We start from the raw sequence: 24,806 nt of genomic DNA, 5'->3' as shown, positions 1-24,806 counted from the left end.
GGCGCGACCGTAACATGACGCTATGCTGCTTGTGAGGCATTTGTGGAAAGGCGTTTGGCTCTGAGACCCAGTCAGACCGCCCTGGGATCCACCGAGACAACCTCGTGACGGTCGCGCTGATCCGCGGTCGCGCCGCGCTACCGAGGCACCGCGTCCACTGTTCACGCGCCGGCCGCGCGGGGCGGGTCGCAGGACGCGGTCAAGCCCAAATGCCTGGCTGCCGCCTTTTGTCCTTGGACGTCTGAATCAGCGGATTCGACGGGTTTGGACGCCCTTGAGTGGACCTTTCTGGCTTGTCTCGGGACTTGTACCGCAAAAGGTGCCACGTTGCGCATTCCACTGTGACGCTTGCCCTCTCGCCCTACCTTCGAGTCGGAGGTTGCTTCTCACCTGGAGCGCTTCCGTGGTTGGGGTGGGCAATATCCGTTTGGGTGCCGTGACGTGCGCCGAGTGGTGGTCATTTACTCCGGCGCCCGGGACCGGTCAGCGTGCACACGGCTCAAGGGAGAGAATCATGCGGATGCGGGCGGCGATGGCGGCACTGCTGGCCGGCTCAGTGGTCGTGCTCCAACCTCTGGCAACGCCGGCCGAGGCAGCGGCCCCGGCGTTCGTGCAGGCTCGAGCCAATGAGGTGACCAGCGGTCGCACCAACAGCCTCGCCTTCACCAACGCCAACCAGGCGGGCGATCTCATCGTCGTGACAGTCGTCTGGAACAACAGCGGTGCTGTGACGCTCGCCGACACCCGTGGCAACGCGTACGTGAGCGCCGGTGTCCGCAACGGCTGGAACAACTCGTGGAGCCAGCAGACCTTCTATGCCAAGAACGTAGCCGCCGGCGCCAATACCGTCACAGCGACGTTCGCTACGGCGATCAGCCAGTGGGGGACGCTGTACCTCAGCGAGTACAGCGGTGCGGACAGGGTCAATCCGCTCGATGTCCAACGCTCGTCAACCGGAACTACGGCAGCGATGAGCTCCGGCGCGATCAGCACGACGACCACTGGCGATCTCTTGTATGCGGCCGGCGCGTCCAAGGGAGCGGTGACGGCCGCAGGGCCCGGGTGGACGACCCGTTCGACCGGGTTCGGGAACCGCACGCAGGACAGGTTTGCCGGCGCGGCGGGTGCCTACACCGCGACCGGCACGCAGGACAGCAACAGGTGGGTGATGCAGGTCGTCGCGTTCCGTCCTGACACCGGGCCGTCGGACTCGACGCCACCGACCGTGCCGACCGGCCTCAGCGCCAACGCGTTCTCGACCACCCAGGTCAACCTCAGCTGGGTCGGCTCGACCGATGACATCGGTGTCGCCGGGTATCGCGTCTACCGCAACGGCTCGGCTGCCGGGACATCGACTGGGACGTCGTTCCAGGACACCGGCCTCAACCCGGCCACCACGTACACCTATCGCGTCACCGCGTTCGACGCTGCAGGGAACGAGTCCGCCCTGTCGGCGAGCGCTGACGCGACGACACAGTCACCGCCTCCGGACACGACGCCGCCGAGCGTCTCGATCACGGCGCCGGCGACGGGGGCGACCGTGAGCGCCAGCATCGCGGTCACGGCCGCGGCGGCCGACACCGTCGGGGTGTCAGGCGTCCAGTTCCTGCTCGACGGTCAAGCGCTCGGCGTCGAGGACCTGGCGTCGCCATACCAGGTCACCTGGGACACGACCGCGGCGACGAACGGCTTGCACAGCCTGACCGCACGGGCACGCGACGCGGCTGGCAACACGGCCACATCCGCTCCGGTTGCCGTAACCGTGTCGAACACGACGCCCCAACCCGGTGCCGTCCTTGCGGGGTACGCCTTCGACGAGGGAACTGGCACGTTGGCGGCAGACGCCTCGGGCAGAGGTCTCACGGGCACGCTCACCGGCGGGGCCACCTGGGGAGCCGGGAAGTACGGCTCGGCGGTCCGGTTGAACGGCCAGAACCAGTCCGTGGCCCTCGGCAACCCGCCCGCGCTGCGGCTCACCGGCAGCATGACTGTGAGCGCGTGGATCAACTCGTCGGCCTTCCCGGCCGACGATGCGGCGGTCGTATCCCGACGGGGCTCGATCGGCATGCAGCTCGACACGACGATCGACCGGGGACCGCGCACCATCGGTTTCAAGCTCACCAATGCCGCCGGCAACGACATGTTCCGGTACGGCGCCACGGCCATGCAGGCGGGAACCTGGTACCACATCGCCGGGGTCTACAACGCGGCGACGTCGTCCCTCGACGTGTACCTCAACGGCATACTCGACAACGGGGCGCTCGTGGGCACGGTCACGAGCACCCAGCAGAACTCGCCCGACGACGTCTTCATCGGTCGCCGCGCCGGTGGCGGCTTCGAGTTCGTCGGGAGCCTCGACGACGTGCGCATCTACGACCATGTGCTCACAGCGGCCGAGATCCGCGCCGACATGAACACGCCGCTGGCGGGCGGCGCACCGACCGACCCGAACCCGCCAACGGTGTCGATCAGCGCACCGGCCGCGGGCGCCCAGGTCAGCGACATCGTGACGGTGACGGCGAGTGCTGCGGACGACGTGGGCGTCCGTGGTGTGCGGTTCTTCGTCGACGGGCAGTCTGTCGGTGCCGAGGACACCGACGCTCCATACGGATTCGACTGGGACACCAGGAACGCCTCGAACGGCGCCCACACGTTGACGGCGATGGCGACTGACGTCGGAGGCAACTCGACCACGTCGACCGCCGTCCCCGTCAATGTGACGAACGCCAACCGCTTCCAGAACGATGTGCTCGCGACGGGCTTCAACCTGCCGACGACGATGCAGTTCCTGCCCGATGGTCGGCTGCTCGTTGCCGAGCTGGCGGGTCGCATCGAGGTCCTCTCATCCCCGTACCTGCAGCCGGACCCGACCGCCTTCCTGCAGCTGACGAACATCGGATCGGCCGGCGTGCAGCAGGGCATCTATGACATCGCCTTCGATCCCGACTTCGCGACGAACCACTTCTACTACGTCTTCTACACGCTGGGCTCGCCGAACCGCGACCGGCTGTCGAGGTTCACCACCAACTCCTCGGTGACTGGCACCGTTGCCGGAAGCGAGACGGTGCTGTACCAGGACCCGACGAATGCCAATGCCGAGCACCACGGCGGGGCGATCATGTTCGGCAATGACGGCAAGCTGTACTTCACCACCGGCGAGCACTTCGACGCCAGCGCGGCACAGGCGCTGAACAACCCGCGCGGGAAGCTCCACCGGATCAACAAGGACGGGACCGTTCCGACGGATGACCCGTTCTACGACGGAGCCGGACCGAACTGGGACTCGATCTGGGCGTACGGACTGCGCAACCCGTGGCATGGCTATGTCGACCCTCCGACCGGGCGCATGTACATCGGCGACGTCGGAGGCAACGACTACTCCACTGCCAAGGAGGAGATCGACATCGGGAAGGCGGGCGCGAACTACGGGTGGCCCAACTTCGAGGGACCGTGTTCGGGCCAGTGCACCAGCCCCCTGTACTACTGGGCGCACAACGGTCGGGACTCCGCCGTCGTGGGCGGATTCGTCTACCACGGAACCCAGTTCCCCGCCGGCTACCAGGGGAGCTACTTCTTCGCGGACTACACGCAGAACTGGATCAAGCGGCTCACGGTCGACGCCAGCGGCAACCTCACCGGGGTGTTCAACTTCGAGCCCGCCGACGGCTCGACCGACGGTCCGTACGGCGACATCGTCGACCTGGAAGAGGGGCCCGACGGAGCCCTGTACTACCTGGACCTGGGCTACTCCGACATCGGCGCGACGTATGGACTGAGCAAGCTGCGGCGCATCCGCTACCAGAACGCCAACCTCTCACCCATCGCGGTGGCTGCGGCCACCCCGACCAGCGGCCCGGCTCCGCTCGACGTGTCGTTCTCGAGCGCCGGATCCAGTGATCCCGAGAACACTCCGCTGACCTACTCATGGACGTTCGGCGACAACACAACGTCGACCGAGGCCAATCCGACGCACCGATACTCGACATCGGGTCAGTACACGGCACGGCTCACCGTCTCCGACGGTGTCAACGCGACGAGCGCCACTCCGATCACGATCAGCGCCGGCAACGTGCCCACGCCTACGATCCTGACCCCCACCGACGGCTCGACTTTCGTGGCCGGCGACGTGATCTCCTACAGCGCAAGCGCCACCGACACCGAGGACGGGACGCTCCCAGCGAGCGCGTTCACCTGGAACATCGACTTCCTCCACGAGGGGCACGTCCATCCCGGTACGCCGATCGTCGGTGTCAAGAGCGGGACGTTCACCATCCCTACCTCGGGCCACGACTTCAGCGGCAACACGCGGTACCGCATCACCCTTACGGTCGTCGACTCGAGCGGCCTGTCGTCGTCGCGGTCGGTCACGGTGTTCCCGCGGAAGGTGAACCTCTCGTTCGCCAGTCAGCCCTCAGGGCGCACGCTGTACCTCGACGGGATCGCCCATACCGCGCCCTTCGTGTACGACACGCTGATCGGCTTCCATCACAACATCGAGGCTCGGAACGAGTCCGCGAACGGCACCAGCTACACGTTCACGTCGTGGTCCGATGGTGGCGCGCAGCAGCACGACATCGTCGTGCCCGCGACAGATGCCACGTACACCGCCACGTTCGCCGCCAGCACCCCGCCTGCAACTCCGGCATTCGTGCAGGTGAACAGCGCCACGCCACAGTCGAACCAGAGCACCGTCACCGTTCAGTACACGGCCGTCCAGACTGCCGGCTACACGAACGTCGTTGCCATCGGGTGGAACAGTGCGACCGGAACGATCTCATCGGTGGCAGACAGCGCGGGCAACACGTACCAGGTCGCGGCCCCGATCCAGCGCGGGACCAACCTGAGCCAGGCGATCTACTACGCCAGGAACGTCCGCGCCGCGGTGTCGAACACCGTCACCGTCACCTTCTCCAGCGCTGTGCCTTATGCCGACGTGCGCGCCGCCGAGTACAGCGGGCTCGACCAGACGAACCCGTTCGACGCCGCCGCGTCCAGCAGCGGCAGCTCTTCCACGGCCTCCAGCGGGACCCTCACGACCAGTAGCGCCCGCGAGCTGATCGTCGGCGCCGGCACGACGTCGGGAGAGTTCACGGCGTCCTCGACCGGCTTCACGACGCGTCTGATCACGGTGCCTGATGCCGATATCCTTGCCGATCGCGCCGTGACGTCGGCTGGCCCATACAGTGCGGACGGGTCGCTGAGGGGCACCTCGAACTGGGTGATGCAGGCGATCTCGCTCCGCGCTGCGGGGCAATGACGAGCGAGCGGAGCAGATCGGTCCGGACCGACGCACCGGGCCTGGGAGGTGACATCACGTTGCGTGTGTTCGGCCCGCTCCCCCCGCCGCGAGGCGGGCGGCTCCCTGTCCGAGCATGCGGCCGTTCATCCGGATCGCCAAAGGCGCCGGCAGCACCCGGTTGAGCAGCCGCATCCGACGGTCGGGCAGGTGAGTGGCCCGGCCCCGGCGGAGCGCGTCGAGCGTCTCGTTGACCGCCGCCGCAGGGCTGATCGGGTGCATCGGAAGGTCATCGCGGTCCAGGCCGAAGGAGTCGATGATCGCGGTGTCCACACTGCCTGGGCGCATCACGAGGACTCGCACGCCAGAAGAGGCGAGTTCGTGGTGCAAGGCGATGCCCAGCGCGTCCACGTACGCCTCCGAGCCGGCCTCGTGACCCATGTACGGGATGCCGGCCGAGGCTCCGAGCGCACTGACCAGCACGATCCCACCTCGACCGCGTTCCCTCAGTCGCCGGCCGAAGGCGTGCGCCAGCTCGAGGTGGGCTACGGCGTTGAGTCTGAGCCGCCGGTGCAGGTCGTCGAGCTCTTGCTCGACGAAGAGCCCCGGGTGCCCGGCACCTGCGTTGGACACGAGCAAGCCCACATCGACGTCGGCGCTGGCGTCGACAACCTCTCGTGGGCCATCGGGGTGGGCCAGATCGACGGTGACCACCCGGTGCTGGACGCCATGATCACGGGTCAGCTCTGCGCCCAGGGCGGCCAGGCGCTCCTGGCGGCGCGCGGCGAGGACCAGATGGATGCCTTCGGCCGCGAGGGCCCTGGCGAACGCCTCCCCGATCCCGGAGGAGGCTCCTGTGCGCGTCGCGCGCCTCGCTCTACTACTACTTCGCTGGGCGTGACGACCTGCTCGCATTCCTGCTGACATCGCACGCTCGCGAAGGGGCCGACAGGGCGCTCGCCCGAGCCGAAGAGTCTGATCCGCCGGCGGCGCGGCTCCGCGCGATGCTCGGCGCCCTGGTCGAGTACCTCGGTGCGAATCCCGGAGTGTGTGCGGGGATGCTCGCCGCTGCCGGTGGCGGCACCAAGATGGCCGAGGTGCTAGCGGTCAACGACACCTGGATCGCCGCCCCGCTGCGCGCCGTGGTCGCCGAGGGCATGGAGAGCGGCGCGCTCGCAGTCGGCGACTCTGGCGACCCGTCAGCTGTCGCCGATGCCGTCAATGCCATCCTCGGCGGACTGCTGTTCGGCGTGTTGGGCCGCGCCTCGTCCGGCGGCGACCCTACCGAAGGTCGGTTCCAGCAGCGCCTTGTTGACCAGGTCGTGCGCGGACTGACCACGCCCGACTGAGGGCTGCGCGCCGGGTGCCCACGAGTCACGGGACGCGAGCAGCCCGGCCGCGGTCAGGGCGATGCATCCCGAGCGGAACAGTCGGACGGGTGCTTCCTCGAGGGTGGCCCGAGCGTCATCGCTACCCAGACATGCCTCAGTACACCTGCATAGAGATCGATTAGAAGCCGCAGAGAGTCGTGTTAGAATCGATCCAGGTGTCAGCGGCTGGAGGAGCCGCTGGCACCGGAACAGCCAGCACGCAGCAGTGCCCGGGAGGCAGAGCGACATGATCCGTTTCCGGTACCGGTCCGCCGGGCCAGGCACCTACATGGTGCACACCGATATCTGCCCGTCGGGCGGCCAGCCGATCCAGGCCTCGGTCTTGATCGGTCGGGTCCGCAACGGCAGCTCCCGCTTCGTCAACTGCCAGCGGTGCGGCGGCGCGGGAGGGCTCGTCAAGCCCTGAGGTCCCTAAGGTACGAGTATGCCGCTTGTTACCGGCATCTAAGCGCGCCCTAACGGGTGCCCTGTGCTAGCGTCCATCGGGTGGCGCGCCCCTATGGAGACCCGGTAGAGATCGTGACGGCCCCGATCCCCGCGCAGTCGCCGTTCATTCCGGTCGACTCGAAGATCGTCGTCGGGGCTGTGGCCCCGGCCTCCCCTGACCCGATCCCGATCGTCCTGCTCCCTGGTTTTGAGTACCGGCTGCGCGAGTGGAGGCACCCGGACACCTATGAGATCCACTGGCGGCTCGAGCGGAGGAAGGCTGCACAGCGAGGGGAAGACGACGAGTAGGCGCACGCGGTAGCGCCTCCGGTGGTCTGTTCCGACGCCGCGGTTCTTGTTGAGTAGAACTCGACCATCGGGTGCGACCCTGCCCGCGCCCGTGAGTCCCGCCCTGAAGGCAAGGAGCGTGGGGGTCCGGGACTAACATTGCACCACGCTGGCAGAACGAGGTGGCCGGGTGGGCGAGGTCGCGATGGCAGTCTCGGAGGGTCGCTGGCGCCGAGTGCCCATAGTCCACTGGATGAAGCGATACGAGGTTGCCTGGCTGCGCAGGGACGTCGTCGCAGGCGCGGTGGTGGCGGCGCTCGCCATTCCGCAGGCCCTGGGCTACGCGTCGATCGCGGGTGCGCCCGTCGAGGTCGGCCTGTATGCGGTGCCGGTGGCGCTCGTGGCGTATGCCGTGTTCGGCTCGTCCCGACAGCTGGTCGTGGGTCCGGTGTCGACCGTGTCCGTGCTGTCCGGGTCCTTCCTCGCCAGTTTCGGGGTCGCCGGCACAGCACAGGCCGCGTCCTACACGGCCGCACTGGCGCTGGGCTCAGGGCTGGTGCTCGTCGCTGCCGGCTTCGTCCGCGTCGGGTGGATGGCCGAGTTCCTGTCCAAGCCCATCGTCACCGGCTTCGTTCTCGGCCTGACCGTCCTGGTCATCCTCAATGAGGTGCCCCACCTGGTCGGGGTGCCGACGCCTGCAGGCAAGGTCATCGAACGGGTCGGCGCCCTGGGTTCGAGTGTCACCCGCGGCGAGGCAGACCTGACGACGGTGGCCGTGTCTGCGGTCTCGCTCGCTGTCCTCTTCGGCGGCCCTCGGCTCGCGTCGAAGTTCCCCTGGGGTCTTGTGGTTCTGCTCGGCGGCCTGGCCGCCTCGGCGGCGCTGGATCTGCAGGCACGCGCCGTAGAGGTTGTCGGCCCGGTGCCGCGTGGGCTGCCGACGCCTGGTATCCCGGCCGTCGACCCTGCCGACGTGGGTGGGTTGCTCACGGCGGGAGCGGCCCTTGCCCTCGTGGGCCTGGCGGAGGGCCTGAGTGCCGCCCGCCTCTTCGCTGCGCGAGGGGCCTACCGGATCGACGCAGACCAGGAGTTGCTTGCCTCCGGTGCGGCCAATGTCGCGTGTGGGCTGTTTGGCGGGCTTGGTGTGGCCGGGAGCCTGTCCAAGACGGCTGCCTGCAACGACGCTCGCGGGCGGACGCAGATGGCCGGGCTCGCTGCCGCGGCGCTGGCTGTGGTCGTCATCCTCGCCATCGCCCCCGCGCTGTCGGTGCTCCCCCGAGCGGTGTTGAGCGCGATCGTGGTCAACGCGGTATGGAAGCTCATGGACTTCGGCGCCCTGGGCCGCTACAGACGGGTGCGCCGCAACGACATCGTCGCCGCGTTGATCGCTGCGGTGGGCGTGCTGGCCTTCGGTCCGCTGAACGGCCTGCTGCTCGCTGTGGCCGGATCGGTGATCGGCCTCATCTTCCGCTCCACCCGGGTCGACGTCGAGGTGATGGGCAAGGTGCCACATGAAAAGGCGGCCTGGGGGAGCATCCGCAACCACGCCGAGCGCTGGACGTACCCCGGCGTGCTCGTGCTGCGGATCAACGTGCCGCTCTTCTGGGTCACCGCGGCGCCCGCCAACGACAGCATCCTCGCCTACGTCGACTCCACGCCGGACACGCGGGCTCTGGTGCTCGATCTGGAGGCGACCAACCAGATGGACACGACCAGCGCAGACGCCCTGGCAGACCTCCTGGCTGCCCTACGACAACGGGATGTCGACCTCTTCCTCGTCCGCGTCATGTGGCCGGTCCGCAAGGCGCTGCGGCGCTCGGGACTCATCCCCGAGCTCGGCGAGGACCATCTGTGGCACAGCATCTCCCAGGGTGTGCGGGAGGCGCGCCGAGTCCACAGCCTGCGCGATCTTCCCGCGAACGAGGCGCCGGCACCCGCGGACGAAGCCTCTGCCGACGAGCCCGCCGACGCCGGCGACGAGGAGCACATCGTGGCCCGCGAGCCCGGTCCTGCCCCGCCACACGAGCCGGGACAGGACTAGTAGTCGTCGTCAGCACCGTGCGAGCCGACCCTCATCAGTCCGCCGGGTCGGAAAAGGCGGCCGAGGGCGGGCTGACCCGGGCATGATGTGCCAAGGGGGCCAGCGCCGCGATGGCCTGACCGGCGCGGTTCCCGAGGGAGGACAGAGGGAGCGTGGCGAGAGAGACGACGGGTTCGGGCACGGAGCTGGCGGCGTCAGGATCGCCGAACGGGCCCCGAGACACGTCGCTGACGTTCCTCTTCACGGATGTCGAGAGCAGCACCCGCCTGTGGGAGGAGAACCCCCTGGCGATGCGACTGGCCCTCGAGCGGCACGACGCCATCCTCCGGTCGGCGATCGCGAACTCACATGGTGACGTCGTGAAGACGACCGGCGACGGCCTCATGGCAGTGTTCCCCGTACCGGACGACGCCGTTGCGGCGGCGGTCGCCGCGCAGCGTGATCTGGTCTCGCAGGCGTGGCCGGACGGGAGCGTCATCCGGGTCCGGATGGGGATTCACACCGGCGAGGTCGAGGCGCGCGGCGGAGACTTCTTCGGCCCTGCCGTCAACCGCACGGCCCGGATCATGTCGGCCGGGCACGGCGGCCAGGTCCTGCTGTCGGAGGTTACGGCCGAGCTCGTCGAGGGCCGTCTTGGGGACGGAACAACGCTCCGCGACCTCGGCGAACGCCGGCTGAAGGACCTCGGTCGGCCACAGCGTCTCTTCCAGCTCACCACTCCAGGCCTGCCGGCCGAGTTCCCCCCGCTGTCGACCCTCGACCTGCGGCCGAACAACCTCCCGACCGACACCTCGGCGTTCGTCGGCCGCGACACAGAGCTGCGGGCGATCCGAGAGCGCCTGGACGACGCCGACATCCGGCTGGTCACGCTCACCGGTCCGGGCGGTAGCGGCAAGACCCGGCTCGCCATCCGCGCCGCCGCCGAGCAGATCGACCGGTTCAGCGATGGCGTCTACTTCGTCGACCTTGTCACGGCAACGGGTAGCGACGCCGTCCTCGCCTTGGTGGCCACCGCGCTCCATCTCGCCGACGCGGCGGAGCGCTCCCCGCTCGATGAGCTCCGGCGTCAGCTCCGGGGGCAGCGGGTTCTGCTGGTTCTCGACAACTTCGAACAGGTGACCGTCGCCGCGCCGACGCTCGTCGGGCTGCTCTCCGACTGTCCCGCGCTGAAGCTGCTGGTGACGAGCCGGCAAGCACTGCGGGTGCGAGGTGAGCACGTCGTCTCGGTGCCCCCGATGTCGCTCCCCGAGGAGTCCGCGGTGCCCGTGGCCTCGGCCGACGAGCTCAGCCGGTTCGAGGCGATCCAGCTCTTCGTCGATCGGGCCCGCGGGGTTCGGTCGAACTTCCGACTGACCGACGACAACGCCGCCGCGGTCGCCGAGATCTGCCGCCGACTCGACGGCCTGCCGCTCGCGATCGAGCTCGCCACGGCGCGCCTCAACCTGTTCTCTGCGGAAGCGCTTCGGGAAAGGCTGGCGGGAAGCCTGAAGGCCCTGGGGAGCGGCGCCCGGGACCTGCCGGAGCGCCAGCAGACGCTTCGCGCGACGATCGACTGGAGCTACCAGCTCCTGACGCCCGTCGAGCAGCGGCTCTTCGAGCTCCTGTCGGTTTTCGCGAGTGCATCCGTGGACGCGGTCGAGGCGGTGGCTTCGGGGCTGGACGATGGGGCGGGCAGAGAACTCGACGCCGTCGACGGTCTCGGCTCGCTCATCGACAAGAGCCTTGTGCGCCAGCTCGACACAGCCGATGGCAACGACCTGCCGCGCGTCGTCATGTTCGAGACGATCAAGGAGTTCGCAACGGCCCAGCTCGATGCCCAGCCGGAGTTCGCGGAAGCGGTTCGGGAGCGACACGCCTGGTACTTCACCGAACTCGCCACCGAAGCCGACACCGAGGCCGTCGTTGCCGAGCTCGACAACCTCCGGATTGCTTGGAAGCACGCCGTCGCCCGGACGGACCGCTCCAGACTCCACGCCTTGCGCGAAGCGCTCTGGCCCGTCTACGAGGCGCGCGGCTGGTACCACGCGACGATCCAGCTGACTGAGGACCTCCTCGGCCTCGAGCCGTCGGATCCTGGGGATCCCGATGACTGGCAGGAGCGGCTGAGCCTGCTCACGAGCCGGGCCAAGGCGCTGACCTTGCTGCGCGGCTACTCCGCCGAAGGCGAGCAGGCCTACGGCGAAGCATTGGCGCTCGTCAAGGAGCATGGCGAGGTCCCGCAGCTCTTCCCGGTGCTGGCCAGTCTCGCCAGCTTCCACGGCTTCCGTGGCGAGGTCGACAAGGCCATCGAGTACGCGCAAGAGATCCTGCGGCTGGACGATGCCGAGGATGACGTAGGGATGCGGGTCAGCGGTTACACGCTGCTCGGCGCGAACACCGGGTTCGCCGGGGACCTCCGAGCTGGACTCGGCTACCTCGACGAGGCGATCGCCGAGTCCGAGAGAGGCGACTTCCAGTCGCGGCGGCTGCGGCTCGGGCTGGATCCCCGCGTGTCATGCCTGACCACGTCGGGCTTCTTCCTGTGGCTGCTCGGCCATCCGGATCGCGCGGTCGAGCGGGCCGAGCGGGCGATCGCGCTCGCAACCGATATCGACCACCCGTACTCGCTGGCGTACGCCTTCTACCACGCCGGTTTCCTGCACCTGTGGCGACGGGAGCCGGAAATCGTGCGGACCATGGCCCAGAGTGCCTGGGACGTGGCCAAGAAGAGCGAGCTGCCGTTGTGGCGAGCCCTGTCCATGTGTCTGCAAGGTGCCGCAACCAGCGGGCTCGGTCGGCCCGAGGAAGGCCTCCGCCAGATTGCGGCTGGCATCGATCGCTACCAGGGCCTGCGAACGCCGCCCGTGTTCTGGCCGATGCTCCGATTCATGCAGGCGCAGGCCCAGGTCGAGCACGGGATCCCGAGCCCGGGGTTCCCGCTGATCGACGAGGCGCTCCTGGTCGGCGGCGCCGACGGCGTCCTGGGGCCGCTGTTCCACATCGTGCGCGGGGATCTGTCGCTGCTCGGCCCTGATGCGTCAGCGGCCGCCGCGACCGAGTCGTACCAGCGCGCATATGAGCTTTCGGCGACACATGGCGAGCCGATGATGCAGCTCCGAGCGGCCGCCCGGCTCGTCCGGCTGGCGGGCCCAGCGGACCGAGCGCGTTGGGTAGATGAGCTGGCGGCGGTCCACGCGACCTTCTCGGAGGGCTTTGAGGCACCAGATCTCGTGGACGCCTCCGAGCTCCTCGCGTAGAGGTGTCCTCGCTCAGTCAGACGGTGACTGAAGCGGAATCAGCTTCGTGGACTCCCAGGCGTGCCGAGCGGGCCAGATTGGCACACTCGCCACAGAGAAGGTTCTTGCGGGACCGAGATACTCGGCGCATGGCATTCACGACCCGGACGCGGCGACGGCTCCTGCTCTGGGGCTGCGCCTGCGTGGTCCTCTGCGTGGCGTTGTGCCTGACGGCCGTGGTGTCCCCCGCAACCCTCGACCGCTGGGACCAGATCCTCCAGATCGGCCCATCGTGGTGGCATGACGCGGCGCCGTGGCTGGAGCGCCCGCTGGTGTGGATCTCGTACGCCTTCGGCACCGCGGCCAGCCTCGTGGCGACCGCTGTTGTGGCAGCGTTGCTTGCGCGCAGGAACCACCGTCGGGAGGCCGTCTATCTCGTGGTGGTCATCGCCGGTACCTCGCTGATCACCACCGGTCTCAAGCTGGTGGTGGACCTACCGCGACCCGTGGTCGAGGACCCGATCCTGCAGTACACGACGAGCGCGATGCCGAGTGGGCACGCATCGAACATCGCCGCTGCAACCACGGCTGCGGGGGTGCTTTCCGCGCTTCTGCTCGACAAGCGGGCCCACCGCCTCGTGCTCGGGGTCGGGATCGTGGCGGCGCTGGCGGTCGGCCTCGATCGGCTCATGCTCGGAGTGCATACCCTTACCGAGGTAATGGCCGGCTACGCACTCGGCGTTGGCGTTGGCCTTCTGACGGCATACGTCCTCTTCGGTCACGGCTCGTCGCTCGGGATCGCCCAGCACCAACACGGAGCGGAACGGCTCGAGTAAACCTTCCGGCAGCGCGCTGTGTGGCTCTTTCGGACCGGTCGCACCCCGAAGAGCACAAGAATGTGAGCGCTGGGTGCACCGGGTCGATGTCGAGCCGAAGGAGTCGAGGTGGCCGAGAAGACGAAGCGTCAGGGCGAAGCGAGCGGGGATGCAGCGCAGTCGAAAGCTCCAAAACGTCTGAAGCGCAAGGAGTACGAGCAGGAGATGCGGCGCCTGCACGGTGAGCTCGTCGCGATGCAGGAGTGGGTCAAGGCGTCGGGCGCCAAGATCTGCATCGTGTTCGAGGGTCGGGACACCGCCGGGAAGGGGGGCACGATCAAGCGGATCATCGAACGCGTGAGCCCGCGGGTCTTCCGGGTGGTCGCCCTGCCCACCCCGACCGAGCGCGAGAAGTCCCAGATGTACATCCAGAGGTACGTCCCGCACCTTCCGGCCGCCGGCGAGGTCGTGATCTTCGACCGCAGCTGGTACAACCGAGCGGGCGTCGAGCGAGTGATGGGCCTGTGCAGGCCTGAGGACACCGAGCGGTTCCTCGAGCTGGTGCCGCCGTTCGAGAAAGCCATGGTCGACTCGGGGATCCTGCTGATCAAGTACTGGCTTGAGGTCGGCGCCGAGGAACAGACTCGTCGCCTGGAGGGCCGCATCAACGATCCGCGCAAGCTCTGGAAGCTCTCGGGGATGGACCTGCTGTCATACGGACGCTGGTACGACTACTCGCGCGCCCGCGATGACATGTTCGCCGCGACCGACACGGCGTGGGCGCCATGGTTCGTCGCGGTCACCGATGACAAGAAGCGTGGCCGACTCAACATCATCACCCACCTGCTGGACAGCATCCCGTACGAGCCATTGGATCACCCGGACGTCACCCTTCCCAAGCGACAGAAGGCTCACGGCTACCAGGAGCCGCAGCGCGCGCCTCGGCACATCCCGACGCCTTTCTGAGCCTGCGCAGGTGGTTGTCGGGGAAACGCCGTCGACCATGTCCGGCGTTGCGAGACTGGACGCATGGACGCCGCGGTAGCCCGACTCTCCGACACGCCGGGCCTCCAAGAGCCGATCCGGTGCCTGCTCGCGTATGCCGGCTTCGGACCCTCGCGCTGGGAGCGGACATGACGACTCCCGATCCGGACGGCCGGCCGAGCGCCCGGCGCAGGGCATCGGCGGCGGTCGCGCTCGCGGCGCTGGCCGCGGCCCTCGTGTTCATCGCTGTCGTGACGTTCCGCAGGTGGAATGTGCTGCTCGTCGGCGTCGTGTCCCTCGGCGTCGCTGTCGTGGCCGCGTGGTACGCCATCTCGCGGCGGGGAACAACCCGAATCCTCGCGGTGGTTCTCGTGGCGGTCGCGCTGACCGCGTTCGTGGTGGTGATGATCGGGAGCCGGAGCGTCCGCGTGCTCATCGTCGGGCTGGGGCTCGCCGTCCTGTCCGCGGCAGCGGCCGGCTTTGCGCTGCGCATGCACCGCCCCGGCGTCGACCCCGGGCCTGCGTCCAAGGCGAAGCATCCGGTCCTGCTGATGAACCCGCGATCGGGTGGTGGCAAGGTCGAGCGGTTCAGCCTGGTCGACCTGTGCCACCAGCGTGGCGTCGAGCCCCTGGTGCTCGGACCGGGCGAGGACCTGCGCGCGGTCGCGGAGGACGCGGTCGCCCGAGGGGCCGACCTGCTGGGCATGGCCGGTGGAGACGGGTCGCTGGCTATCGTCGCATCGGTCGCGAGCCGGCACGGCATACCGTTCGTTGTCGTACCCGCAGGCACGCGGAACCACTTCGCTCTCGACCTGGGCATCGACCGCGACGACGTGCCCGCTGCGCTGGAGGCATACGTCGACGGGGTCGACGCTCGGGTCGACCTGGCCGAGGTCAACGGGCGGGTCTTCGTCAACAACGCATCGATGGGCGTGTACGCGAAGGTCGTCCAGTCCGAGGGATACCGGGACGCCAAACTGCAGACGGCTGCGGCTCTGCTCCCTGACCTGCTGGGGCCGGGCGCGGAACCGCTCGGCTTGAAGTACCGGCTGCCCTCGGGACAGGACGCGTCTCCGGGCCAGCTGCTCCTGGTCTCCAACAACCGCTACGACTTGGAGCGACTGCGTGGCAGGGGCACACGAGAGCGGCTCAACGGCGGTGTCCTGGGGGTCGTCTCCCTACGTGTCGCATCGGCCGCCGATGCCCAGAAGGTCGCCGCCCTCGACGTGGCCGGCCAAATCCGGCGTTTCGGCGGCTTCCACGAGTGGACCACGCCCGAGTTCGAGGTGGGGTCGGACCGGCCGGTCGAGATCGGCGTCGACGGAGAGGCGTTGGTCCTCGAAGCCCCGCTGCGCTTTGTCATCCTTCCCAAGGCAGTCACCATCCGACTTCCCGCGCCCGCGCTGGCCCGGTTGCACGCCGCCCACTCGCCACGGATCTCGTCGATGACTACGGTCACCTCGCTCTGGCAGGTCGCGACCGGCCGCTCGAAGGTGGACCCATGACGAATCCGGCCCCTGCCCAGCCCGTCGAGGGGCGCCTCGCCGACCGGCTGCGGTCCCGCTACGGCGATGACAGTCGCCTGTCCGGGGTGGTGCGTCTGCTGCGCACGCTGGACACCGCCGACCGCGACCTCTACCAGGCCGTCGCAGAGGTCAGCACGCCCTGGCTCGACGAGCCGATGCGCCGGGTCTCGGACTTCGCCAACTTCTCCAAACCCTGGTTCGTCGTAGCTGCGTCGTTGACCGCGTTCGGCGGCCCTACCGGGCGTCGTGCCGCCGTCACCGGAATCGCCGCGATCGGGGTGACCTCATTCGTGGTCAATCAGCCCATGAAGCTCGCCGGCGAGCGTCCCCGTCCGGAGCGCGCGCGGCTGGGTGTCCCCGAGTCACGATGGGTGGGTATGCCGTCGTCCGCTTCCTTCCCTTCCGGCCACTCTGCGTCGGCGGCTGCATTCTGCGTGTCTGTCGGCGCCGTCGTCCCACGGCTTCGGTGGCCGCTGCGAGCGGCGGCCGCTGCCGTCGCGTTCTCGCGCGTCTACACCGGCGTGCACTATCCCGGCGACGTCATCGTCGGCGCAACGGTCGGTGCCGGACTCGGGCGGGCGACCGCGGCCGTGCTCCGGCGCTGGCGCGGCGGCCCTGGGCGCGGGTGACTTCGCGTCGGCCGAAGGTGACATCGGTGTATCGAGAGGGACCGCCACTCCGGCAGTTCAGGTGCTGGAGATCAGGTCTCGTCGGGCTCGCCGAAGGCTCCCGCGTCGCGGAGGTCTGCGGCGGTCTGCATTGCAACGGACGTCAGCGGTGCCGCGAGGATGGCACCGAACACTCCGAACAGCAGAGTGCCGGCGCTGACAACGATCAGCACGACCAGAGGATGCAGCCGAAGCTGCGACCCGAACGCCTTGGGCTCCAACAGGTTCTGAAGCGTGTTCTGGGCCAGGAGCACGATCGCAAGGGTGACCAGCGCGAGCGGGATCCCGCCGGCGCCGTAGGCGATGACGACCGCGAACGCCCCGGTCACGAACGCCCCGATGTAGGGGATGTAGCTGCCGAAGAAGGTGACCAGGGCGATGGTCCCGGCGAGCGGCACGCGGAACAGGATCATGCCCAGGCCGATGACGGCGGCGTTGGCGACACCGATGACGGTCAGACCGCGTGCGTAGGCGCGGAACGCGTGGATGGCGTTGTCGACCATGCGCGCCCCCAGCGGATCGGGCAGGCCGACGTGGTGGCCGGTCCAGTCGACGATGCGGGACCAGTCGGTCAGCAGAAACAGCAGGATGAACATGCCCATGATGGTGCCGACGACAAGACCGACCGCCGACCCGAGGGCGCCCGTGAGTACTCCGCCGAGGAGGATGCGGAGCGTCGAGCTCACCACGGCACGCAGCTGCTCGCTGTCCGGCACCGCCGGCTCGACGCTGTCCGCCTGCCGGGCTGCGGCCGTCGCCTGAGCCGCGATCTCGTCCGCCTGGTCGACGATGCCCTTGACGACGAGCACGACCACGGCGATGACGATCGCGAGCCCGAGCAGCAGCACGAGCGCCGCGCTCAGCCAACGGCTGACGTGCCACCCCACCAACAGCTCCACAAGGGGCACGATGACGGCGGCGATGATGGCCGCCGCGACGAGCGGGATGAGCAGGCTGCTGACCACGCCGAGCAGCAGGACCGTCACTGCTGCCAGCGCGACCATCCCGAGGACGAGCCAGGATCCACGGCCGAGCGCATCGAGCCAAGCGGGCACACGCAAGGTGACGATCGTCTTGCGGGCCGACTCGACCGCCGCGCTCCGAGTCGGCGTGTGAAACCCGCTCCGGGGCCAGCTCGTCGGCCGGCTCTCAGGCCCGCCCTGGTGCTCACCGCTCGGCACTCCCTCCGCCTCGCTGCGCGGCTCATTGTTGCGCGGGCTAGTGGACTCGGTCACGACAACAGACTGTCAGTTCGACCCGCGTGGGGTCGGGCAAGCCAATATCGTCCAAGCGCGCTGCGGCCGAACGCGACCAGCTGCTGCCCGCGACCGGTGTCCCTCCAGCCGCAGGGGCCCTTGCTCCGCTTCTCCCCGACCTCGCCGCGCGGCTCCCGTCCCCCGCCGACCCAAGCGGCTCAGCGGAAGGCGGACTCGCCCGTGAGCGCCTGGCCAATCACCAGCGTGTGCATCTCGACGGTGCCCTCGTAGGTGAGGACCGACTCGAGGTTGTTCATGTGGCGGATCACGGGGTACTCCAGCGAAATCCCGTTGGCGCCCAGGATGGTTCGCGCCGTGCGGCAGATGTCGAGTGCCTCGCGGACGTTGTTGAGCTTGCCCAGGCTGACTTGCTCCGGTCGCAGGGTGCCGGCGTCCTTGCGGCGACCGAGGTGCAGCGCGAGGAGCTGGCCCTTGACGAGCTCGAGCGCCATGTCGGCGAGCTTCTGCTGGGTCATCTGGAAGGCGGCGATCGGCCGGCCGAACTGCGCTCGCCCGATCGCGTAGCGTCGGGCGGCATCCAGGGAGGACCGCGCGGCACCGAGAGCGCCCCAGACGATGCCGTACCGCGCCTCGTTGAGGCACGACAGCGGGCCCTTGAGCCCACGCACCTCCGGCAACGCCGCACCGGAGGGCAGCCGGACGCCATCCAGGACGAGCTCGCTCGTCACCGAGGCGCGGAGGGACAGCTTGTGCTTGATCAGAGGGGCCGAGAAGCCGGGCGTGTCGGTCGGGACGACGAATCCGCGGATCCCCTCGTCGGTCCGCGCCCACACGACGGCGACGTCGGCGACCGACCCGTTGGTGATCCACATCTTCCGGCCGTCGAGCACCCAGTCGTCACCGTCGCGTCTGGCCCGCGTCCGCATCGAGCCGGGGTCCGACCCGTGGTCCGGCTCGGTCAGCCCGAAGCAGCCGATCGCCTTCCCTGCCGCCATGCGCGGGAGCCACTCCACCTTCTGCTCCTCGGTGCCGAAGCGGTGGATCGCGTACATCGCGAGGGAGCCCTGCACCGACACGAGCGACCGGATGCCCGAGTCCGACGCCTCGAGCTCGAGGCACGCCAGACCGTAGTCGACCGCGCTCATCCCGGCGCAGCCGTAGCCGTCAAGGTGCATCCCGAGCAGGCCGAGGCTGCCGAGATCCTGAGCGAGCCCACGGATGTCCGCGATCTCACCGCGCTCGAACCACTCCGCGACGTAGGGCTCGACGAGCTTGTCGCACAGCTGCCGAACGGACGACCGGACGGCCTTCTCATCGTCGGTCAGCAGGTCGTCGATGCCGGCGAGGTCCATGGGGTCGATCGGGGCGAGCCGGTGCTGGGGTGAGGTCACGCTCTGACTCCTCGGGTATGCCGGGTGGCTGGCTGCGTGAGCCAGCCCCGGACCTTGTCGTTGTGCTCCCCCAGTCCTGGAGGGCTGGTCGGTCGGCGAAGTGTGCTGCGCGAGTACGTGATCGGATGGCGTACCTGTCGCGGATGGTCGGGGCCGACGTCGACGGTCGGCGCTAGCCCGAGGCTGTCGGCGAGGCCGATGGCCGACCCGATGTCGCCGATTTGTCCGGCCGGGACGCCGACGTCGACAAGCGACTTGACCCACACCGCGGCGTCTTCGGTGCGCAGTACCTCTTCGAGGGCTGTGGTGAGAGCAGCGCGGTTCGCAACGCGCGATCCGTTGCTCGAGAAGCGTGCGTCGTCGGCGAGCGTCGGCCTGCCGAGCGCCGTTGCGAGCCGGCGGAACTGGCCATCGTTGCCGCATGCGACAGCGACCACGCCGTCGCGGCAGTGCAACGTCTCGTAGGGCGCGATGGAGGGATGCCGGTTGCCCATCCGCGCCGGGCTGACGCCGGTTGCGAAAAAGGCGCTCGCCTGGTTCGCGAGAGAACCGAGCAGGCTGGACAGAAGGTTGACCTCGACGTGCTGGCCGCGGCCGGACCTAGTCCGGTGGGCGAGCGCTGCGAGGATGCCGATGACGGCGTCCTTGCCGGTCAGGACGTCGACGACGGCGACCCCCGCCTTCATGGGCTCACCGTCGGCGTCCCCCGTGATGCTCATGAGGCCCCCGACTGCCTGGACGAGGAAGTCGTAACCCGGCAGCGCTGCACCTGCCCCACTCCCGAACCCCGTGATCGAGCAGTAGATGATCCCGGGATTGTCGACGCTGACGGCGTCGTAGCCGAGGCCTCGACCCTCGAGGAAGCCGCTGGCGTGGTTCTCGACGAGGATGTCGGCTCGCCGAGCCAGCTCTAGCGCCAGCTCAAGGTCGTCGGGGTCCTTGAGGTCGAGCTCGAGGCTCTCCTTCGAGCGGTTCGCACACTCGAAGTAGGAGGATGACCGGCTCGTCCACGGCGGCCCCCAATGGCGGGTGTCGTCCCCGACGTGGGGCCGCTCGACCTTCACGACGTCGGCGCCGAGGTCGGCGAGCATCGTCGTCGCCAGCGGGCCGGCGAGCACCCGGCTGAAGTCGGCGACGACAAGCCCATCGAGCGGGGTCGTCACGGCGCTGGCTCCATGATTCCGTCGACCCGGCGCGGCAGGTTCCACGGGTTCGCCTCCCGCAGCGCAACGGGCAGGGCCGCGTCGGGCACGCCCTGATAGGCGACCGGTCGGGTGAACCTGTCCAGGGCCGCCGCGCCCACGGAGGTGTGTGCCGCGGACGTCGTTGCGGGCCAAGGCCCCCCGTGGTGCTGGGCCCACGTCCATGCCACCCCGGTCGGCCATTCGTCGACGATGACCCGCCCGACCCGCGGCGCGAGCGCCGCGACGGCGGCAGCCGTGTCGGGGTCATCTGCACCTCCGGTCATGACACTGCCGGCGAGTGCCCCCTGCAGCTGGCCGAGCACGATCTCCAGCTCGGTCGCGTCGGCATACTCTGCCACGAGCGCAACCGGCCCGAAGCACTCCTCGAGGAGACGGCTGCTGCCGCGGAGCTGCCCCGACGACACGGCCAACACGGTGGCCGGAGCAGCCCACCCCGTGCCCGGGCGCTTGGTCTGGGCGACGACCTTGGCACCGGCGGCAACGAGATCCTGCACGCCAGTTCGCGCCTCGCGGGCGATCTGCTCCGTGAGCAGCCAGCCGCCGTCGCGTGCGAGAAGTGCCTGGCCCACCGCCTTCGCCGCGCCCGAACCGGCAGGCGCGAGAAGGAGGCCGGGTTTCGTGCAGAACTGACCCATGCCGAGCGTGAAGGAGCCGACGAAGCCGGCCGCCAACGCGTCCATGGACTCGGCCGCTGCGGGGGTGACGATGACGGGGTTGACGGTCCCCATCTCGGCGTAGACGGGGACCACGACCTCGCGCTCGTTGGCAAGACGCCAGAGCGCGAGGCCGCCGCGCTGCGAACCGGTGAATGCCACCGCGCGGGTATGCCGCGAGGTGACCAGCGCCGTGCCGGCGTCGAGGCCGGAGACCATGCCGAACGTGCCCGCCGGGGCTCCTGCTGTCTCCAGAGCGGCGGCTGCCAGGTCGGCGAGCCGCATGGACAGCGCGGGGTGCGCCGGATGCGCCTTGGCGACCACAGGACATCCCGCCGCGAGCGCCGAGGCCGTGTCGTTGCCCAGCACGCCGAAGGCGAAGGGAAAGTTGCTCGCCCCGAACACGGCCACAGGGCCTACCGGCTGCCGAACGCGGGAGAGGACCGTACCGTCTCCGATGCGGTCGATGCAGACGCCCAACCACGACCCCTCCTCCGCGACGGCAGCATAGAACCTGAGCTGGGCTGCGGCGCGGGCGATCTCAGCTGTGAGCCGAGCGTGACCAAGGGCAGTCTCGCGGTCGGCGAGCGCAACGAGCTCCGCTGCCGCGTCAGGGAGTTCGAGCGCGTCTGCGACGGCCCGAAGCCAGCGGGCCCGGCTGGTCGGTGCAGTCGCGGCAACGACGGCCGACGCCGTCGCACACGCCGACAGACGGGCTTCGACCTCGTCCCCCAGTGTGTCCGCGACCTGGTCGCCCGGCTCGCCGGTGCGCGGGTCGTAGCCCACGGTTGCCGTCGTCACGTGTGGTCACGCACCCCGCGCTCGAGGACCTCGAGTGCGTCGTCGAGAAGCGCTGGCTCGATGCCGAGCGGCGGCAGCATCCGGATGACGTTGCCGTGCGTCCCGCACACGAGCACGAGGACTCCTTCGGCGTGGCAGTGCGCGGCGACGGCCTTGGCCGCTGCCGGGTTCGGGACGGTCGTCCCGGGCTGGACGAACTCGATGGCGAGCATCGCGCCCCGCCCGCGGGCCTCACCGACGGCGGGAGCGACCTCGGCGAGCCGGTGTAGCCGAGGAAGCACGAGCGCCTCGACCTGCGCGGCACGCTCGACCAGCCCTTCCCGCTCGATGACGTCGAGGGCAGCGAGGGCAGCGGCGCACGCGACGGGGTTGCCGGCATACGTGCCGCCGAGCCCGCCGGGCGCCACCGCGTCCATGATCTCGGCCCGGCCGGTCACGGCCGAGAGCGGCATCCCGCCACCCAGGGCCTTTGCCGTGGTGATCAGGTCGGGGACGAGCCCTTCGTGCTCGCACGCGAACATCGCCCCGGTGCGCCCGAAGCCGGTCTGGATCTCGTCGGCGACGAAGAGGATGCCCTGTTGACGCGCGAACTCTGCCACTCCCGGCAGGAAGCCCGGCGCGGGGACGATGAACCCGCCTTCCCCCTGGATCGGCTCCGCCACGATGGCGGCGACGTTCTCGGACCCGATCTGGGTCAGGATCATCTCCGTGAGCCTGGCCAGCGCCTCCTCGGCGCACCGCTCCGGACCTCCGGGCCACCGGTACGGGTAGGCCGACGGGGCGCGGTAGACCTCCGGAGCGTACGGTCCGAAGCCGGCCTTGTAGGGCACATGCTTGGCCGTCATCGACATCGTCATCAGCGTCCGGCCGTGGTACGCGTGGTCGAGGACGACCACCGCCGGGCGACCCGTGGCGGCTCGCGCGATCTTGACGGCATTCTCCACGGCCTCGGCGCCCGTGGTGAACAGCGCGGTTCGCTTCTCGTGGTCGCCCGGCGTGAGGCGGTTGAGCGCGGCGGCGACGTCGACGAAGCCGGAGTACTCGGTGACCATGAAGCAGGTGTGGGTGAAACGGGCTGCCTGTTCGGCCACGGCTGCCGCGACCGCCGGGTGGGCGGCGCCGACACTGGTGACGGCGATGCCCGACGCGAGGTCGATGAGCTGGTTGCCGTCGACGTCCACGAGGATGCCACCCGCCGCCCGCTCGACGAAGACGGGCAACGCGACACCGAAGCCGCGCGGGAGCTCGGCCTCCCGTTCCCTATGTAGCGCAAGGGATCTCGGGCCGGGTACAGCCGTCCGCACGAGCCGGCGCTGGACCACGTCGTCGACGGGCGGTCGGGTGAGCATCTCGGTCATGGTTCCCCCTCAGGCGTCCACGGTCGCCGGGACGGCGTCGGTCGTCGGGACGGCGTCGCCGTGCGGCGCATCCTTCCGCAGGTGCGGCTTGGCCGTGAGCATGTAGACGAAGCCGACACCGACGACGATGGCCGCCGACAGGATGACGATGTAGTTGTCGTACCACGCGGCATCCGGGGTGCGCGGCCAGGCCATGTTGACCGCCGCAAGCACCTGGTAGGCGAAGGCGGCGATGGTCACCGGCAGACCCCAGGCGCCCAGGCGGAACTTGCCGGACGGCACCCAGCCCTTGAGGCGTGCCCGCAGCGCGGCGAGAACGACCATCATGAAGGCGAGATAGATCCCGAGTGCAGCGAAGGACACGATCTTGGTGAGCGCGTCTGCGGACACGGCCGAGCCGATGATGATGACCGCGGGCACGACGGCCGCGAGCAGCAGCGCGAAGGGCGGCACCGCGCGTCGCGGTGAGAACTTCGACAGCAGGGCGCTGCCGGGCATCATGTGGTCGCGTGCGTAGGAGTAGACGAGCCGGCTCGCGGCTGCCTGGAGGCTGAGCGCGCAGGAGAAGAACGAGATGAGCACGACCGCCAGGACGACTCGGAACCCGACGGTGCCGAAGGCGTCCTGCAGGATCGTGGTCACGGGGTCGGCGTCCTTGCCGGAGATGACGTCGCCGAAGTTCGGCACCGCGAGCAGCAGCGCAAGGGTGATGAAGAACGAGGCGAACCCGCCGATGTAGATGGTCATGCGCATCGACTTGGGGATCTGGACGCGCGGGTTCTTGACCTCCTCGGCGACGTCGCCGCAGGCCTCGAAGCCGTAGAACAAGTAGAGGCCGATGAGCGCTGCGGTCAGGAACGCGGGCAGGTAGGAGCTGCCGTCGGGGACGACGCCGTGGGTGTCCACGATGGCGCCAAGGTCGTGGTGGCGCTCGGTGAGCAGGAGCCACCCCCCGACCACCAGCGCGCCGGCCAGCTCCGCGGCGAAGCCGAAGAACGCGATCTTGCCGAGCAGCTTCGTTCCGCCGAAGTTGAGCACGGTGACGACCGCGATCATGGCCAGGGCGCAGAGGATCGTGACGGTCGTCGAGGGCTCGATGCCCAGCACCATCGCGACGAACGGACCGGCACCGTAGGAGACGCTCGCGATGGTGACGACGAGAGCCATCATGTAGACCCAGCCGGCCATCCACGCCCAGCGGCGTCCCCAGAGACGCCGCGCCCACGGGTAGATGCCGCCCGAGACCGGGAACTGCGAGACCACCTCACCGAAGACCAGGGACACGAGCAGCTGCCCTACCGCGGCCAGCACCACCGCCCAGATCATCGGCGGACCGCCCGCCGCGAGGGCGAAGGCGAAGAGCGAGTAGACGCCGACAACGGGCGACAGGTAGGTGAAGCCCAGGGAGAAGTTGCCCCACAGTGTCATGTCGCGCTTGTAGTCGGACGTGTAGCCGAGAGACGCGAGGTGTGCGTCCTCATCATCGTGCTGCACGTCCCTGTGCTGCTCGACGAAGGTCATAGCCAGGTCCTTTCACGGGTTCGCCGCCCGGCAGGGCGGCACAGTGGCGCACACGCTAGGAACCGCGGTCACC

At 69.2% G+C, this 24,806-nt stretch carries 17 protein-coding genes; 10 read left to right on the top strand and 7 right to left on the bottom strand.

Translation table 11 applies throughout. From position 1 onward, the window contains the following. Positions 1 to 514 precede the first annotated feature (514 nt). A complete protein-coding gene (locus ACYVLP_RS10120) occupies positions 515 to 5,257 on the top strand; it encodes a PQQ-dependent sugar dehydrogenase (RefSeq protein ID WP_460627208.1) in 4,743 nt (1,580 codons plus the stop codon). Between the two features lie 54 nt (positions 5,258 to 5,311). Here ACYVLP_RS10120 and ACYVLP_RS10115 read toward each other — a convergent pair whose 3' ends face one another. After that, on the bottom strand, positions 5,312 to 6,151 hold the full coding sequence (locus ACYVLP_RS10115; RefSeq protein ID WP_460627207.1) for an SDR family NAD(P)-dependent oxidoreductase: 840 nt from the start codon (positions 6,149 to 6,151) through the stop codon (positions 5,312 to 5,314). 89 nt (positions 6,152 to 6,240) lie between these two features. Between ACYVLP_RS10115 and ACYVLP_RS10110 the strand changes: the two genes are divergently transcribed. From ACYVLP_RS10110 to ACYVLP_RS10070, 9 genes are all read left to right on the top strand, one after another. Next, the gene (locus ACYVLP_RS10110; RefSeq protein WP_460627206.1) at positions 6,241 to 6,585 is read left to right on the top strand and encodes a hypothetical protein; all 345 of its coding nucleotides are present in this window, start codon (positions 6,241 to 6,243) and stop codon (positions 6,583 to 6,585) included. Between the two features lie 268 nt (positions 6,586 to 6,853). Continuing rightward, positions 6,854 to 7,033, top strand: coding sequence for a hypothetical protein (locus tag ACYVLP_RS10105; RefSeq protein ID WP_460627205.1), 180 nt, complete (start codon positions 6,854 to 6,856; stop codon positions 7,031 to 7,033). An 80-nt stretch (positions 7,034 to 7,113) separates the two neighbouring features. Further along, entirely contained in the window at positions 7,114 to 7,362 is a 249-nt protein-coding gene (locus ACYVLP_RS10100) for a hypothetical protein (protein WP_460627204.1), read from the top strand. Positions 7,363 to 7,594: 232 nt separating this feature from the next. Continuing rightward, positions 7,595 to 9,379 carry a SulP family inorganic anion transporter gene (locus tag ACYVLP_RS10095; RefSeq protein ID WP_460627203.1) on the top strand — a complete coding sequence of 595 codons (1,785 nt, stop codon included), beginning with the start codon at positions 7,595 to 7,597 and terminating at the stop codon, positions 9,377 to 9,379. A gap of 152 nt (positions 9,380 to 9,531) precedes the next feature. Continuing rightward, the gene (locus ACYVLP_RS10090; RefSeq protein ID WP_460627202.1) at positions 9,532 to 12,615 is read left to right on the top strand and encodes an adenylate/guanylate cyclase domain-containing protein; all 3,084 of its coding nucleotides are present in this window, start codon (positions 9,532 to 9,534) and stop codon (positions 12,613 to 12,615) included. A gap of 128 nt (positions 12,616 to 12,743) precedes the next feature. After that, the gene (locus tag ACYVLP_RS10085) at positions 12,744 to 13,430 is read left to right on the top strand and encodes a phosphatase PAP2 family protein (protein WP_460627201.1); all 687 of its coding nucleotides are present in this window, start codon (positions 12,744 to 12,746) and stop codon (positions 13,428 to 13,430) included. Between the two features lie 108 nt (positions 13,431 to 13,538). After that, complete coding sequence (gene ppk2, locus ACYVLP_RS10080; RefSeq protein ID WP_460627200.1) at positions 13,539 to 14,375, top strand: polyphosphate kinase 2; 837 nt, start codon at positions 13,539 to 13,541, stop codon at positions 14,373 to 14,375. A gap of 167 nt (positions 14,376 to 14,542) precedes the next feature. Next, entirely contained in the window at positions 14,543 to 15,898 is a 1,356-nt protein-coding gene (locus ACYVLP_RS10075) for a diacylglycerol/lipid kinase family protein (RefSeq protein WP_460627199.1), read from the top strand. Continuing rightward, a complete protein-coding gene (locus ACYVLP_RS10070; RefSeq protein WP_460627198.1) occupies positions 15,895 to 16,548 on the top strand; it encodes a phosphatase PAP2 family protein in 654 nt (217 codons plus the stop codon). Before ACYVLP_RS10075 ends, ACYVLP_RS10070 begins: the two co-directional genes overlap by 4 nt. Before the next feature lie 71 nt (positions 16,549 to 16,619). On the opposite strand, the gene ACYVLP_RS10065 is transcribed toward ACYVLP_RS10070, so the two are convergent. From ACYVLP_RS10065 to ACYVLP_RS10040, 6 genes are all read right to left on the bottom strand, one after another. Beyond that, positions 16,620 to 17,822, bottom strand: a complete 1,203-nt coding sequence (locus ACYVLP_RS10065; RefSeq protein ID WP_460627197.1) for an AI-2E family transporter — start codon at positions 17,820 to 17,822, stop codon at positions 16,620 to 16,622. A gap of 179 nt (positions 17,823 to 18,001) precedes the next feature. Next, positions 18,002 to 19,156, bottom strand: coding sequence for an acyl-CoA dehydrogenase family protein (locus ACYVLP_RS10060; RefSeq protein WP_460627296.1), 1,155 nt, complete (start codon positions 19,154 to 19,156; stop codon positions 18,002 to 18,004). Positions 19,157 to 19,191: 35 nt separating this feature from the next. Next, positions 19,192 to 20,358 carry a CaiB/BaiF CoA transferase family protein gene (locus tag ACYVLP_RS10055; protein WP_460627196.1) on the bottom strand — a complete coding sequence of 389 codons (1,167 nt, stop codon included), beginning with the start codon at positions 20,356 to 20,358 and terminating at the stop codon, positions 19,192 to 19,194. Beyond that, positions 20,355 to 21,854 carry an aldehyde dehydrogenase family protein gene (locus ACYVLP_RS10050; RefSeq protein ID WP_460627195.1) on the bottom strand — a complete coding sequence of 500 codons (1,500 nt, stop codon included), beginning with the start codon at positions 21,852 to 21,854 and terminating at the stop codon, positions 20,355 to 20,357. Before ACYVLP_RS10050 ends, ACYVLP_RS10055 begins: the two co-directional genes overlap by 4 nt. Further along, a complete protein-coding gene (gabT, locus tag ACYVLP_RS10045; protein ID WP_460627194.1) occupies positions 21,851 to 23,212 on the bottom strand; it encodes a 4-aminobutyrate--2-oxoglutarate transaminase in 1,362 nt (453 codons plus the stop codon). The genes ACYVLP_RS10050 and gabT overlap by 4 nt, the downstream gene beginning before the upstream one ends. A 9-nt stretch (positions 23,213 to 23,221) precedes the next feature. Continuing rightward, positions 23,222 to 24,733 (bottom strand): APC family permease, encoded by a 1,512-nt coding sequence (locus ACYVLP_RS10040; RefSeq protein WP_460627193.1) that lies wholly within the window; start codon positions 24,731 to 24,733, stop codon positions 23,222 to 23,224. Between the last annotated feature and the right edge of the window lie 73 nt (positions 24,734 to 24,806).

It is taken from the genome of Intrasporangium mesophilum (assembly GCF_054783095.1).
This window is presented reverse-complemented; position numbering and strand designations above follow the sequence as displayed.

Coding starts and splice junctions, on each gene's coding strand:
- ACYVLP_RS10120 (WP_460627208.1), top strand. CDS start 515: ATGCGGATGCGGGCGGCGATGGCGGCACTGCTGGCCGGCTCAGTGGTC.
- ACYVLP_RS10115 (WP_460627207.1), bottom strand. CDS start 6,151: ATGCGAGCAGGTCGTCACGCCCAGCGAAGTAGTAGTAGAGCGAGGCGC.
- ACYVLP_RS10110 (WP_460627206.1), top strand. CDS start 6,241: ATGCTCGGCGCCCTGGTCGAGTACCTCGGTGCGAATCCCGGAGTGTGT.
- ACYVLP_RS10105 (WP_460627205.1), top strand. CDS start 6,854: ATGATCCGTTTCCGGTACCGGTCCGCCGGGCCAGGCACCTACATGGTG.
- ACYVLP_RS10095 (WP_460627203.1), top strand. CDS start 7,595: ATGAAGCGATACGAGGTTGCCTGGCTGCGCAGGGACGTCGTCGCAGGC.
- ACYVLP_RS10085 (WP_460627201.1), top strand. CDS start 12,744: ATGGCATTCACGACCCGGACGCGGCGACGGCTCCTGCTCTGGGGCTGC.
- ACYVLP_RS10075 (WP_460627199.1), top strand. CDS start 14,543: ATGACGACTCCCGATCCGGACGGCCGGCCGAGCGCCCGGCGCAGGGCA.
- ACYVLP_RS10070 (WP_460627198.1), top strand. CDS start 15,895: ATGACGAATCCGGCCCCTGCCCAGCCCGTCGAGGGGCGCCTCGCCGAC.
- ACYVLP_RS10060 (WP_460627296.1), bottom strand. CDS start 19,156: ATGGACCTCGCCGGCATCGACGACCTGCTGACCGACGATGAGAAGGCC.
- gabT (WP_460627194.1), bottom strand. CDS start 23,212: ATGACCGAGATGCTCACCCGACCGCCCGTCGACGACGTGGTCCAGCGC.
- ACYVLP_RS10040 (WP_460627193.1), bottom strand. CDS start 24,733: ATGACCTTCGTCGAGCAGCACAGGGACGTGCAGCACGATGATGAGGAC.